Annotated in this window: 12 protein-coding genes; 7 read left to right on the plus strand and 5 right to left on the minus strand. The window is 72.4% G+C overall.

What is annotated here, in order from left to right; translation table 11 throughout:
• Positions 1-19 precede the first annotated feature (19 nt).
• Positions 20-1066, minus strand: coding sequence for an ABC transporter permease (locus ACFVXH_RS04000; protein WP_049654484.1), 1047 nt, complete (start codon positions 1064-1066; stop codon positions 20-22).
• Positions 1063-2082: a sugar ABC transporter substrate-binding protein gene (locus ACFVXH_RS04005; protein WP_049654482.1), complete on the minus strand. Its 1020-nt coding sequence runs from the start codon at positions 2080-2082 to the stop codon at positions 1063-1065. Before ACFVXH_RS04005 ends, ACFVXH_RS04000 begins: the two co-directional genes overlap by 4 nt.
• Positions 2083-2393: 311 nt before the next feature.
• Between ACFVXH_RS04005 and ACFVXH_RS04010 the strand changes: the two genes are divergently transcribed.
• Positions 2394-3527 (plus strand): esterase family protein, encoded by a 1134-nt coding sequence (locus tag ACFVXH_RS04010; RefSeq protein WP_049654481.1) that lies wholly within the window; start codon positions 2394-2396, stop codon positions 3525-3527.
• An 84-nt stretch (positions 3528-3611) separates the two neighbouring features.
• On the opposite strand, the gene ACFVXH_RS04015 is transcribed toward ACFVXH_RS04010, so the two are convergent.
• Positions 3612-5222, minus strand: a complete 1611-nt coding sequence (locus ACFVXH_RS04015; protein WP_387820041.1) for a PucR family transcriptional regulator — start codon at positions 5220-5222, stop codon at positions 3612-3614.
• 299 nt (positions 5223-5521) lie between these two features.
• On the opposite strand from ACFVXH_RS04015, the gene ACFVXH_RS04020 reads away from it, so the two are divergent.
• From ACFVXH_RS04020 to ACFVXH_RS04045, 6 genes are all read left to right on the plus strand, one after another.
• Entirely contained in the window at positions 5522-6409 is an 888-nt protein-coding gene (locus tag ACFVXH_RS04020) for a xanthine dehydrogenase family protein subunit M (protein ID WP_049654028.1), read from the plus strand.
• On the plus strand, positions 6406-6894 hold the full coding sequence (locus ACFVXH_RS04025; protein WP_049654030.1) for a (2Fe-2S)-binding protein: 489 nt from the start codon (positions 6406-6408) through the stop codon (positions 6892-6894). Before ACFVXH_RS04020 ends, ACFVXH_RS04025 begins: the two co-directional genes overlap by 4 nt.
• Positions 6891-9257: a xanthine dehydrogenase subunit D gene (gene pucD / locus ACFVXH_RS04030; protein WP_387820043.1), complete on the plus strand. Its 2367-nt coding sequence runs from the start codon at positions 6891-6893 to the stop codon at positions 9255-9257. The genes ACFVXH_RS04025 and pucD overlap by 4 nt, the downstream gene beginning before the upstream one ends.
• A 282-nt stretch (positions 9258-9539) precedes the next feature.
• On the plus strand, positions 9540-11039 hold the full coding sequence (locus tag ACFVXH_RS04035; protein ID WP_074004441.1) for an NCS2 family permease: 1500 nt from the start codon (positions 9540-9542) through the stop codon (positions 11037-11039).
• A gap of 134 nt (positions 11040-11173) precedes the next feature.
• A complete protein-coding gene (locus ACFVXH_RS04040) occupies positions 11174-12388 on the plus strand; it encodes an XdhC family protein (RefSeq protein ID WP_375873457.1) in 1215 nt (404 codons plus the stop codon).
• Between the two features lie 100 nt (positions 12389-12488).
• Complete coding sequence (locus ACFVXH_RS04045; RefSeq protein WP_049654035.1) at positions 12489-12782, plus strand: hypothetical protein; 294 nt, start codon at positions 12489-12491, stop codon at positions 12780-12782.
• 19 nt (positions 12783-12801) lie between these two features.
• On the opposite strand, the gene ACFVXH_RS04050 is transcribed toward ACFVXH_RS04045, so the two are convergent.
• Both ACFVXH_RS04050 and ACFVXH_RS04055 read right to left on the minus strand, forming a co-directional pair.
• On the minus strand, positions 12802-13422 hold the full coding sequence (locus ACFVXH_RS04050; protein WP_117492615.1) for a LysE family translocator: 621 nt from the start codon (positions 13420-13422) through the stop codon (positions 12802-12804).
• A gap of 94 nt (positions 13423-13516) precedes the next feature.
• A complete protein-coding gene (locus ACFVXH_RS04055) occupies positions 13517-13714 on the minus strand; it encodes a type II toxin-antitoxin system VapB family antitoxin (RefSeq protein ID WP_049654040.1) in 198 nt (65 codons plus the stop codon).
• Positions 13715-13797 lie beyond the last annotated feature (83 nt).

The raw sequence follows: 13797 nt of genomic DNA on the forward strand, positions 1-13797 counted from the left end.
GCCCCCGTGAGGTCCGTGTTCATCGCGGCCCCCGCTCGGCCCGGCGCTTGACGTAGGCGTTCAGCAGCGCGGCCAGCAGCAGCATCGCGCCGAGGAAGAACTTGAACCAGTCCGGGTTCCACTGGGCGTAGATGATCCCCTTGCTGGCCATGCCGAAGATCAGCGCGCCGAGCGCGGAGCCGACCACCGAGCCGTAGCCGCCGGTGATCAGGCAGCCGCCGATGACCGCCGCGACGATGTAGATCAGCTCGTTGCCGACGCCCTCGCCGGACTGCACGGTGTCGAAGGAGAACAGCAGGTGCTGGCCGAGCACCCAGGCGCCGAAGCCGACACCCAGGTACAGCAGGGTCTTCGTCCGGGCGACCGGCACGCCGACCGCGCGGGCCGCGTCCGCGTCGCCGCCGACCGCGAAGATCCAGTTGCCGAAGCGGGTGCGCAGCAGCACCCAGCTGCCGACCACGAGCAGGCCGAGCCACCACCAGACGGTGGCCTTGACGGTCAGCCCGCCGACGGTCACCTCGGAGGCGAACAGCCAGCGGCAGGCGGCGAAGCCCTCCATGTCGGAGATCGACTTGGTGGAGACGGTGCCGGAGATCGCCTTGGTGACGCCCAGGTTGGCGCCGGTCAGCATCAGGAAGGTGCCGAGCGTGACGATGAAGCTGGGCAGCCTGGTGCGGCCGAGCATCCAGCCGTTGAACCCGCCGATGGCCAGCGTGGTCGCCAGCGAGACCAGCACGCCGACCCAGGTCACCGCGGTGAACTGGTACGAGACCATCGAGGAGGTCAGCGCGGCGGTGGTGACCAGCACGCCGGCCGACAGGTCGAACTCGCCGCCGATCATCAGCAGCGAGACCGGCACCGCCATGATCCCGATGGTGGAGGCCGCGTACAGCACGGTGCCCAGCGAGGAGACCCGCAGGAACGGTTCGGCGACGACGGCGAAGACCGTGAAGACCGCGACGGCGGCGATCAGCGAGCCCAGCTCGGGGCGGGCGAGGAGCCGCCGCAGGGCCGGCGGACGGCCGTCGACCAGGCCGTCGTGGGCGAGGAGGTCGGGGGTGCTCACCTGGTCCCCCTCGCGACGTACTCGGCGAGCGCGTCGGCGTTGTCCTTGGTCAGGATCTGCGGACCGGTCTCGACGGGCTTGCCGCCGCCGAGCATGTTCAGGTTGTACTTGTACAGCCAGACCAGGTCGACGCCGGTGTAGCCCTGGAGGTAGGGCTGCTGGTCGACGGCGAAGCCGACGCTGCCGGACTTGAGCCCGGACACCACCTGCGTGCCCAGGTCGAAGGTGTCCAGTTCGACGGTGCGGTGGGCGTCCTGGACGGCCTGGAGGCCGGTGGCGGCCATCGGGCCGGAGAGGGTCAGCACGGTGTCGATGGACGGGTCGGCCTGCAGCTTGGCGGAGATCGCGGCGCGGGCGTCGGGCATGTCGACGCCGTTGACGTAGAGCACCTGGAAGGCCCCGCCGGACTTGGACTGGGCGCCGGAGCAGCGCTGCTCCTGGCCGACGTTGCCCTGCTCGTGGATCACGCAGAGCACGTTCTTGCGGCCGCGCGAGGCCAGCTCGGTACCGGCCGCCTGGCCGGCGGTGGACTCGTCCTGACCGATGTGGGTCAGCGCGCCGAACTTCTGCGAGTACTCCTGGCCGGAGTTGATCGTGATCACGGGGATGCCGGCGGCCTTGGCCTTGCCGAGGACGTCCGCCATGGCGTCGCCCTTGGCGAGGGTGACCAGCAGGCCGTCGACCTTCTGGTCGATGGCGGCCTGAACGAGCTGGACCTGGTTCTGGGTCTGCGCGTCGTTGGAGTACAGGAAGGTGATGTTGTCCTTGGCGGCGGCCTGCTCGGCGCCCTTGCGCACAGTGTCCCAGAAGGCGTCGCCGGCTCCGGCGTGGGTCACCATGGCGACCTTCCAGCGCGGAGTCGAGACGGCGCCGCCGCCGGTGGCCGCGGCCTTGGCGCGGGCCTCCTCGGCGCGTCTGCCTCCAGTACTGCTGCAACCGGCCACGGCGACCGCGAGTGCCAGGACGGCACACGCGGGCCAGAGGCGGTGGGACGGGCGAAAGCGGGTGATGCTCATCCCCATAGTCTCCCTGCCCGTGCCGCGCGGTATCGCACCGCCTCGCCCGGCAGCGCGAACGGCCTGGGAGGTAAGGTGCCCCGGGGGACCTTTCCTGGTAGTTCGCTGAACATCTGGTCCGGACGACGTCCGTTCGGGTGGCAGACTAGGCGCCGATCCGAAGGCGGTTCATCACAAGAAAGTGATGTTCCTCTCAGGTTCCGCACAGATTCGGACGGCAACCGATCACCGGTCCATCGCCGTCTGATGCCATTGACGTGCGTTCGGGCGAGTGGGCCCCGGGCGGCGTGCGACCCGGATACGAGAACTCGATGGAACTGACAGGTACGCCATTCTTCCTCCTCACCGTCATCCTGGTGCCGGTGTCCATCACAGTGGCGTTGCTGTTCTGGGGGAAGGTCGGCGGCCCGCAGCCGGTACGCTACCTCACCCGGATCGTCATGATCATGTTCTGCCAGGTCACGGCCGTCCTGATGGTCTTCGTGATGGTCAACAACGCCAACCTGATCTACGGCAACTGGGACGACCTGCTCGGCACCGGCAACCACGTCCGCGCGGTGCCCGTGGTGGCGCCGGTCGACCCGGCCGCGGCCGCCGCCGGCGGCCAGGGCGCCGAGCCCGCCAAGGAGCCGCAGAAGGTCAAGCAGAGCTTCGGCGGCGTGAACGACCCGCTCGTCCCGAACGACGTGCAGCGGACCGAGCTCAAGGGCCAGGTGTCCGGGGTCGACGGCGAGGTGCTGGTCTGGCTGCCGCCGCAGTACAACGACCCTGCGTTCAAGGACAAGAAGTTCCCCGTGGTCGAGCTGATCCCGGGCTACCCCGGCTCCTCCTCCACCTGGTACGGCACCCTCAAGGTCTCCGAGCAGCTCAAGCCGCTGATGCAGCAGGGCAAGGTCGCCCCGTTCATCCTGGTCTCGCCCCGCACGAAGCTGCTGAACAACCAGGACGCCGGCTGCACCGACATCCCCGGCAAGATCAACGCCGACGCCTGGGTCACCCGCGACGTCCCGCAGATGGTGCTGGACAACTTCCGCGCGGACCCGTCCGCGGACCGCTGGGCGATCGCCGGCTACTCGGCCGGCGCGCACTGCGCGGCCAAGCTGTCGCTGGCCCACCCCAACCGGTACCGGGCCGCCATCGCGATGTCCGGCTACAACGACCCGGCCCAGGAGCCGGACTCCCTGGTCGGCAAGGACGCCAAGCTGCGCGAGGCCAACAACCCGGTCAACATCCTGAAGACCGCCCCGCAGCCGCCGAAGGTCGCCCTGCTGGTCAGCGGCTCCAAGGGCGACGGCTACGAGGACGGCGAGGCGATCCGCGCCGCGGCCAAGGCCCCGACCACCGTCCAGGTCGAGGAGGGCACCGGCCCGCACACCACCGAGCAGTGGAAGAAGATGGTCCCGGCCGCCTTCCAGTGGCTGACCTCGGTCATCCCGGTCCAGTAGGCCGGCCGGCAACAGCGAACCGTACGGGAAGGGCCCGCCGCGACCGAGGTCGCGGCGGGCCCTTGCGCATGTCCGGACGCGGCGTCAGGCCAGCTCCAGCGCCAGGTAGAAGTCCACCCGGTCCTCCAGCCGGGAGAGGTCACGCCCGGTCAGCTCCTCGATCCGGCCGATCCGGTACCGCAGGGTGTTCACGTGGACGTGCAGTTGGGCGGCGCAGCGGGTCCAGGAGCCGTCCGAGCGCAGGAAGGCCTCCAGGGTGCGGACCAGGTCCGCCTGGTGCTCGATGTCGTACGCGATCACCGTGTCCAGCAGCCGGCTGCGGAAGGCGCGGCGCACCTCGTCCGGGACGGCGGCCAGCAGCAGGACGTGCGAGGCGAGCTCCTCGGGGCCCGCGACACAGACCCGGCCGACCCGGGAGGCGGCGATCCGGCGGGCGTGCCGGGCCTCCTCCAGGGCGCCGCGCAGGCCGCCGGCCCCGGCGGCGGGGGCGGAGACGCCGAGGGTGATCCGGCCCTCCGAGCCGAGCCCGGCCTCCAGCGGGGCGAGCAGTTCGCGCAGGGCGTCGGCGGGCACCGGGGCGTCCAGGACGGGCAGCACCACCACGGCGCCGGTGCCCGTCCCGGCGACCAGGGCGCGGTCGAAGGCGCCGCCGAGCGCCTCCTCCAGCACCGCCCGTACGGCGCCCTCCGGCAGGCCGGTGCCCTCGGCGCTGAGCACCAGCCAGGAGCCGTCCTCCGCCTGGGACTTGGCCCCGGGGCCCTCGTAGCGGGCGGCCATCGCCGAGGAGGCGTACAGGGCGCGGCCGACCTCGGCCGGGTCGGCGTCGCGGCGCAGCAGGGCGAGCAGTTCGTCGGCGAGGCGGCGGCGCAGCCGGCGGCCCTCGTCGCGGCGGTGGCGCTCGGCGGCGACCAGCCGGGCCAGGTTCTCGGCGAGCTGCTGGCGCTTGGTGGTCCACTCGGTGACGTCGCCGGCCACCGCGAGCACCCAGTCGGCCAGCAGGCCGCCGCCGGCCGGCGGCTCGTCGTGCTCGGCGGAGGCCGGGGCGGGCAGCAGCGAGAAGGAGCCGGCGGCCAGTCGGGCCCGGTGCGGGGGGCGGCGGCGCTGGCGCTGGGCGGCGAGGTGGGCGCGGACCAGCTGGTCGCGGTCCTGGGCGGAGAGCCGGTCGGCGGGGCCGGCGATCACCGCGCCGGTCGGGGTGAGCACCCAGCAGTCCAGGTCGAGGTCGCCGCCGAGCAGGTCGAGCACCGCGTCCAGTCCGCCGCCGCCGGCCGCCGAGACCAGCAGGCGGTGCCGGTCGACCAGGGCGGCGAGGTCGGCGGCGCGGTCGGCGGAGACCTGGCGGCCGATGAACTCGGTGACGGTGCCGAAGGCGATGTCGTCGGGGACGGCGAGCAGCGGCATCCGGTGCCGGCGGCAGGCCTCGACCAGGTCCTCGGGCACCGGGCCGACCTCGGCCTCGCCGGCCGCCAGGGCCACCGCGCCGCCGGCCGCGAGGGTGCGGACGAAGCGCTCGGAGTCGGCCGGGACGGTGCGCCAGAGCATGCCGGTGAGCACCAGTTCACCGCCGTGCAGGTAGCGGCCCGGGTCCTGGAGGTCCGTCGTCATCACACCGCTGACCTGCCGGTCCAGCTCTTCCTCGGCCGCGAGCAGGCGCAGTCGCGGGGCGCCGGGGGCGAGCAGGTCACGGACGCGCATCCGCGGACTCCTTAACGGGGGCTTGGGGGGAGGGTGAAGGGGTAACGATAGGGCCTGTCCGGCCGGGCGTCCGCCCGGGTCCGTAGCCCGCGCGTCACGGCCGGATTACGGTCGTAGGTAGCACCCGGCGGACACCTGGGCTGCGAGGTTCTCCTCCTTAGAGGAACGTACAGGATGCCGGGCGGGCTCACAGCCGGGGCTTCATGCCATCGGTGACTGCCAGCGGGCCGCGTCGCGGCGGTTCACTGGGCGACACGCCGCCGGGCACCCGGCGGGCGACGACTTGAGGAGACACCCGCATGGAGTTCCTTCGGCCCGCCACCTGGGACGAGGCACTCGCGGCGAAGGCCGAGTACCCGACCGCGCTGCCCGTTTCGGGCGGCACGGACGTCATGGTCGAGCTGAACTTCGACGTGCACCGGCCATCCGCGATTCTCGACCTGAACCGCATCACCGAACTCGCCGAATGGTCGAACGACGGCGAGGTGGTGAGGCTCGGCGCCGCGGTCCCGTACGCCCGGATCATCGCGGAGCTGTCCGGTCCGCTGCCCGGGCTGGCCCTGGCGGCCCACACCGTCGGCTCGCCGCAGATCCGCAACCGCGGCAGCGTCGGCGGCAACCTCGGCGCGGCCTCCCCGGCCGGCGACTCGCACCCGGCGCTGCTCGCGGCCGGGCGGGACGTGTTCGTCGAGGCGGCCTCGGTGCGCGGCACCCGGCTGATCCCGATCGACGACTTCTACGTCGGGGTGAAGCGCAACCTGCTGGAGGCCGACGAGCTGATCCGGGCCGTGCTCATCCCGGTGGCGGACGGGCCGCAGCAGTTCTCGAAGATCGGCACCCGCAACGCCATGGTGATCGCGGTCTGCGCGTTCGGCTTCGCCCTGCACCCGCGGAACGGGACCGTCGGCACCGGCATCGGTTCGGCCGCCCCCACACCGCGCCGCGCCGTCGAGGCCGAGGAGTACCTCCAGGGCGTGCTCGCCGAGCGCGGGCTGTGGGAGTCCGGGGAGCTGCTGGGCGCCGAGGTGGTCCAGCGCTTCGGCGAGCTGGTGAAGGCCGCGGCCTCGCCGATCGACGACGTCCGCGGCACCGCCGACTACCGCCGGCACGCGCTCGCCGTGATGGCCCGCCGCACCCTCACCTGGACCTGGAACGACTACGGCAAGCAGATCAGGAGCGCGGCATGAAGGTCACTTTCACCGCCAACGGCAGGCCCGTCGAGGCCGACGACGTGTGGGAGGGCGAGAGCCTGCTGTACGTGCTGCGCGAGCGGGTCGGCCTGCCCGGCTCGAAGAACGCCTGCGAGCAGGGCGAGTGCGGCTCCTGCACCGTCTACCTGGACGGCCTCCCGGTCTGCTCCTGCCTGGTCGCGGCCGGCCAGGTGCAGGACCGCGAGGTGCGCACGGTCGAGGGCCTGGGCACGGAGGACGGCGAACTGGGCCTGGTCCAGCAGGCGTTCGTCGACGCCGGCGCCGTCCAGTGCGGCTTCTGCACCCCCGGCCTGCTGGTGCAGACCGACGCGCTGCTGGCCGAGGACCCGCAGCCGAGCGACGACGACATCCGCGAGGCGCTGTCCGGCAACCTGTGCCGCTGCACCGGCTACGAGAAGATCATGGACGCGGTGCGGCTGGCTTCGGCCCGCACGTGCGCGGGGACGGAGGGCGCGGCATGAGCGCGCGGACCATCCAGGGGCAGAAGAACCTGCAGAACATCAACCAGGCGGCCAAGGACGGCATCGGCGGCTCGCCGCTGCGCCCGGACGGCAACCTGAAGGTCCGGGGCGAGTTCGCCTACTCCTCCGACCTGTGGCACGAGGACATGCTCTGGGGCACGGCGCTGCGCTCGCCGCACCCCCGGGCGAACATCCTCTCGGTGGACGTCTCCGAGGCGCTCAAGGTGCCCGGGGTGTACGCGGTGCTGACGCACGAGGACATCCCCGGCTCGAAGTACTACGGCCTGGAGATCCAGGACCAGCCGGTCCTGGCCATCGACCGGATCCGCTACCACGGCGAGGCGATCGCGCTGGTCGCCGCCGACCACCCGGAGACGGCCCGCCGGGCGGTGAAGAAGATCGCGGTCGAGTACGAGGTGCTCACCCCGATCGTCACCGAGGAGCAGTGCCTCGACCCGGAGACGTACGGGTACGTGCACGAGCCGCACGAGTACAAGTCCCACGCGTACGGCAACATCTGCCACGAGCAGCAGCTGGTCTCCGGCCGCGGCGTGACCGACGAGGTGCGGGCGCTGGCGGACGTGGTCGTCAGCGGCGACTACGAGGTCGGCATGCAGGACCAGGCCTTCCTCGGCCCGGAGTCCGGCCTCGCGGTGCCCGCCGAGGACGGCGGCATCGACCTCTACATCGCCACCCAGTGGCTGCACGTCGACCGCCAGCAGATGGCGCCGGTGCTGGACCTGCCGGAGGAGAAGGTCCGGCTGACCCTGGCCGGCGTGGGCGGCGCGTTCGGCGGCCGCGAGGACCTGTCGATGCAGATCCACGCCTGCCTGCTGGCCCAGCACACCGGCAAGCCGGTCAAGATCGTCTACTCCCGGGACGAGTCCTTCTTCGGCCACGTCCACCGCCACCCGGCGCGGATGCACTACGAGCACGGCGCCACCCGGGACGGCCGGCTGGTCTACGCCGACTGCCGGATCGTGCTGGACGGCGGCGCGTACGCCTCCGCCTCCCCCGCCGTGGTCGGCAACGCGGCCTCGCTCGGGCACGGCCCGTACGTGATCCCCAACGTGCGGATGCACGCCATCGCGCTGTACAGCAACAACCCGTCCTGCGGGGCGATGCGCGGCTTCGGCGCGGTGCAGGCGGCGTTCGGCTACGAGTCGCAGATGGACAGGCTGGCCGCTGCCCTGGGCATGGACCCGGTGGAACTGCGGCAGCTCAACGCGATGTCCGAGGGCGACTTCATGCCCACCGGCCAGCGGATCGACTCCCCCGCGCCGGTGGCCGAACTGCTGCGGCGGGCCAAGGAGATGCCGCTGCCGCCGCCGCTGGACACCGAGCACCTCGACGTCCGCCGGCTGCCCGGCGCGCTGTCCAACACCTCGCACGGCGAGGGGATCGTCCGCGGCGTCGGCTACTCGGTCGGCATCAAGAACGTCGGCTTCTCCGAGGGCTTCGACGACTACTCCACCGCCCGGGTGCGGCTGGAGGTGATCGGCGGCGAGCCGGTCGCCATGGTGCACACCGCGGCGGCCGAGGTCGGCCAGGGCGGCGTCACGGTGCACGCCCAGATCGCCCGCACCGAGCTGGGCGTCGAGCAGGTCACCATCCACCCGGCCAACACCGAGGTGGGGTCGGCCGGTTCGACCTCCGCCTCGCGCCAGACGTACATGACCGGCGGGGCGGTGAAGCTGGCCGCCGAGGCGGTCCGCCGGGAGCTGTTCGACAAGGGGCGCCGACGCTACGGCTGGACCCACGACGACCTGGTGCTGGCCGACGGCAAGGTGGTGTCGAAGAGCGCCGGCGCGCTGGTCTCCATCGTCGACCTGCTCGGCGACGAGGCCGTCGAGCAGACCCGCGAGCACCACCACCGGCCCACCCAGGCCTTCGACAAGGAGACCGGCCAGGGCTTCGGCCACGTCCAGTACACCTTCTGCGCCAACCGCGCGGTGGTGGACGTGGACGTGGAGCTGGGCCTGGTCAAGGTGGTCGAGCTCACCGCCGTCCAGGACGTCGGCAAGGCGCTCAACCCGCTCTCCGTGGTCGGCCAGATCCAGGGCGGCTGCACCCAGGCGCTGGGCCTCGCGGTGATGGAGGAGATCATCGTGCGGGAGGGCAAGGTGCGCAACGCCTCCTTCACCGACTACCTGATCCCCACCATCCTGGACACCCCGCCGATCCCGGTGGAGGTGCTCGAACTGCCCGACCCCAACGCCCCGTACGGGCTGCGCGGGGTCGGCGAGGCGCCGACCGTCTCGGCGACGCCGTCCATCGTGGCCGCCATCCGCGACGCCACCGGGCTGGCGCTCAACCGGATCCCGGTCCGGCCGGAGCACCTGACCACCGAACGGCCGCTCTGACGGCCCGAGTTCGTCCTCCCCGGGGCGGCGACCGTCTTCCCCGCCGCCCCGGGGACACCTCCCACCGCCCGGAGGCGTCCCGTACACCCGCTGCCCTGCCCACGCCGGGGCCCGCAGCGGTGCGCACCACCCTCTGATGCACCACACCCTCTGATGCACCGCGGGCACTCCCCCGCTGCTCATGAGTGCCCCCGTGAGTCGATACGTCCCCCTACGCCGCTTCGTTGACCGGCGGTCAGGTCGGCTCGCCCACCCCAACCCCCTTTGACACTTGGGATGGACATGACCAGAATCCCCACGGAGCCCGGCACCACCGAAGACAGACCCGCCGAGGACGGACCCGCCGGGAACGAACCCGGCACGTCGCCCCAGGAAGCCCCGCGCCCCACCGGCGCACTGGACGCCTACTTCAAGATCTCGGCCCGGGGATCGACCCTCGCCAACGAACTCCGCGGTGGGGTCACCACCTTCATGGCGATGGCGTACATCATCCTGCTCAACCCGCTCATCCTGAGCGGCGCGGACGCCACCGGCGCCAAACTGGACCCCGCCGCGCTGACCACCGCCACCGCGCTGGCCGCCGCCGTCACCACCGTCCTGATGGGCCTGGTCGGCAACGTGCCGCTCGCCCTCGCCGCCGGGCTCTCCGTCTCCGGCGCGGTCTCCGCGCTGGTCGTCCCGCACACCACCTGGGCGCAGGCCATGGGCCTGTGCGTGATCTACGGCCTGCTGATCGTGCTGCTGGTCGTCTCCGGGCTGCGCGAGCGGATCATGAACGGCATCCCGCTGCCGCTCAAGCACGCCATCACCATCGGCATCGGCCTGTTCGTCACGGTGATCGGCCTCTACAAGGCCGGGTTCATGCACACCGGCGGCCCCACCCCGCTCTCGCTCGGCCCGACCGGCGAGCTGTCCGGCTGGCCGGTGCTGGTCTTCTGCGTCACCCTGCTGGCGATCTTCGTGCTGATGGCGCGCGGTGTCCGCGGCGCGATCCTGCTCGGCATCGCCGGGGGCACCGTGCTCGCGGTGATCGTCAACCGGGCCGCCCACGTGCCCGCCGGGGCCTGGCGGAACTCGGTGCCGGTCTGGCCCGGCAGCCCCGTCTCCGCGCCGGACTTCGGCCTGTTCGGCCACGTCGACCTGTTCGGCGCGTTCGGCGGCCACGGCATGGGCGCGATCAGCGCCTCGGTCGCGGTGTTCACCCTGGTGCTGGCCGGCTTCTTCGACGCGATGGCCACCATCATCGGCGTCGGCACCGAGGCCGGACTGGCCGACCGGCGCGGCCGGATGCCCGGACTGTCCAAGGCGCTGTTCATCGACGGCGCGGGCGGCGCGGTCGGCGGCCTGGCGGGCGCCTCCGGGCAGACCGTCTTCGTCGAGTCCGCCACCGGCGTCGGCGACGGCGCCCGCACCGGACTCGCCTCCACCGTCACCGGCGCCCTGTTCGCGCTGATGCTGTTCTTCTCGCCGATCGCCGGGATCGTCCCGGTCGAGGTGGCCTCGGCCGCCCTGGTCGTGATCGGCTCGATGATGATGAGCCAGGCCCGGCACATCGACTGGTCCGACCGCGAGGTGGCCGTCCCGGCCTTCCTCACCTGCGTGCTGATGCCGTTCACGTACAGCATCACCGCGGGCGTCGCGGCCGGCGTCATCTCGTACACCGTCATCAAGGCCGGGCTGGGGCGCTGGCGCGAGCCCGGGGTGCTGATGTGGATCCTCACCGCGGTGTTCGTGGTGTACTTCGCGATCACCCCGGTCAAGTCCTGGCTGGGCGTGCACTAGGCACCCGGGCGCCTTCGCCCTGTTCGCGCCCGCGTCGGGCAGGACCGCCTCGGGTGCCACCGCCGCCGTACGGGATCGTTTCCCGTACGGCGGCGTCTCCCGCTACTGTCGAAACCGTGTAAGGAGCCTCCCCCATGCAGGACATCGCCGAGCAGCTGCGGGCCTGGCACGCGTCCGGGCGCTCCTTCGCCGTGGCCACCGTGGTCGGCGTCTCCGGCAGCGCTCCGCGCGACCCCGGGGCGGCGCTGGCCGTGGACGCGGACGGCGAGGCGGTCGGCAGCGTCTCCGGCGGGTGCGTCGAGGGCGCGGTGTACGAGCTGTGCCGGGCCGCCCTGGCGAGCGGCGAGCCGGTGCTGGAACGCTTCGGGTACAGCGACGAGGACGCCTTCGCGGTGGGTCTGACCTGCGGCGGCGTCCTGGACGTGTTCGTCCAGCCGGTGGTGCCGGGGGCCGATGCCGGGCTGGACACCGGGATCGCGCACATCGCGGCCGGCACACCGGTGGCCCTGGTCCGGGTGATCGCCGGACCGGGCGGGGCGGGCGGGCTGGTCGGGGCCACCCTGGCGGTCACCGCGGACGGCGTGGCCGGCGCGCTCTCGCCCACCCCCTCGACGGTCGGTGCCCTGGAGCGGGCGATCGTCGTGCGGGCCCGGGCGATGCTGGAGGCCGGACGCACCGGCCGGCTGGTGCTCGGCCTGGACGGCCGCCCCTGCGACGAACACGGCCGGGGCACCGTCACCTGCTTCGTCGAGTCGTACGTGCCCGCGCCGCGGATGCTGGTGTTCGGGGCGATCGACTTCGCGGCCGCGGTGGTGCGGATCGGCAAGTTCCTCGGCTACCACGTGACCGTCTGCGACGCCCGGCCGGTCTTCGCCACCGCCCGTCGCTTCCCGGAGGCCGACGAGGTGGTGGTCGACTGGCCGCACCGCTACCTGGACTCCCAACTCGGCCGGATCGACGGACGCACCGTGCTCTGCGTGCTCACCCACGACGCCAAGTTCGACATCCCGCTGCTGGAACGCGCCCTGCGGCTGCCGGTCGGCTACGTCGGCGCGATGGGATCGCGCCGCACCCACCGGGACCGCGCCGCCCGGCTCCGCGAGGCGGGGCTCACCGAGGCCGAACTGGCCCGGCTGCGCTCCCCGATCGGCCTGGACCTCGGCTCCCGCACCCCGGAGGAGACGGCGGTCTCGGTCGCCGCCGAGATCGTCGCCCACCGGCGCGGCGGCAGCTGCCTGCCACTGAGCGCCTCGGACGGGCCGATCCACCACGACCTGTCGCGCACGGGGACGGAGGGTGACGGGGGCGGCGCGGCCGGCGGCCCGGCACCCCGCACCCACGCGGCCTGAGCCGTGAGCGGCTCCGGCACCGCTCACGTTGCGTGGCCACCGGCGCGGCGGGAGGCTGGAGTTGCGGACTCGCCCCGAGCCCGGGGAAGGAGCGGGCACCATGCGCGCCCTGCTGGAGGTCGAAATCGACACCGCGGCCTCGAACAAGCTGATCAGCGACGGAACGATGGCCGAAGGGGTCCAGCGCATACTGGCCCAACTGAAGCCGGAGGCGGCCTACTTCCTCAACCGCAACGGGAGCCGCGGCATGGTCATGGTCGTCGACGTCCCGGACGAGGCCTCGCTGCCGTCCATCGCCGAGCCGTTCTGGACCCAGCTGAACGCCACCGTCGACCTGCACATCTGCATGAACGCGGACGAACTCATGGAAGGACTGAAGCGTCTCGGCCGCTGAGCGGCCGGGCCGTCCCGCCTCAGTCGGTCAGCGCCAGCTTCACACCGAAGCCCACCACCACCGCGCCGGTCACCCGGTCCATCAGCCGCCGGGCGGCCGGCCGGCGCAGCCAGCCGCGCAGCACCCGGGCGAAACCCACCAGGACGGTCGACCAGAGCAGGCCCTCCACGACGTGCACGCAGGTCAGCGCCACACCGGCGGCGAAGTGCGGGACGCCGACCGGGATGAACTGCGGCAGCACGGCCACGTAGAAGACCCCGACCTTGGGGTTCAGCAGATTGGTCAGCGTGCCCCGCCGCCAGCCGTGCGCGAACCCGCCGTCCTCCGGCTCCTCCTCGGCCGCCGCCTCACCGCCCCGGTTGCGCAGCATCCCGATGCCCATCCACACCAGGTACGCCGCGCCCGCCCATCGCAGGACCTCGTACGCCACCTGCGAGGCGGTGAGCAGCGCCGTCACCCCGGCCGAGGTCAGCGTCCCCCAGATCAGCGTCCCGGTCTGGATCCCCAGCACGACGCCCCACGCCTGCCGGCGCCGCCCCAACGCGGAGGTCCGCAGGACCAGCGCCGTGTCGAGCCCGGGCGTGAGCGTGAGCAGCCCGACGACGAGGGCGAAGGACCACAGGGCCGTTGTCATCTCCATGGGCCTCGATGCTCTCACAGCCCCGGAGGGACCTCGTCAAGCGGCCGTCGCTCAGTCCGCCGACCCCGGCGGGACGACCCACTCGGTGGAGCGCTCACTCACCCTTTTCCACCGGCCCGGTGAGATCGGGCAGCCCACCGTCCTCGAGCCAGGTCGTGAAGACCTGGCGCTTGCGACGCTTCACCGCATCCTCGAGAGCGGCGTTGACGGTGGCGGTCTTGGTCGTCGTACCGAAGATCTCCGCAGCCTCGGCCAGCAGGTCGTCGTTGATGTCCATCACGGTACGGGCCATGACCAACCTCCCGAGCGAAGCGGGGTCTGCGATATCGGGTTCGACCGTATCCGATATCGCAGGCCCCACGGGGCCCGATCGGC

Source organism: Kitasatospora sp. NPDC058184 (assembly GCF_042883725.1).
GTDB lineage: Bacteria > Actinomycetota > Actinomycetes > Streptomycetales > Streptomycetaceae > Kitasatospora.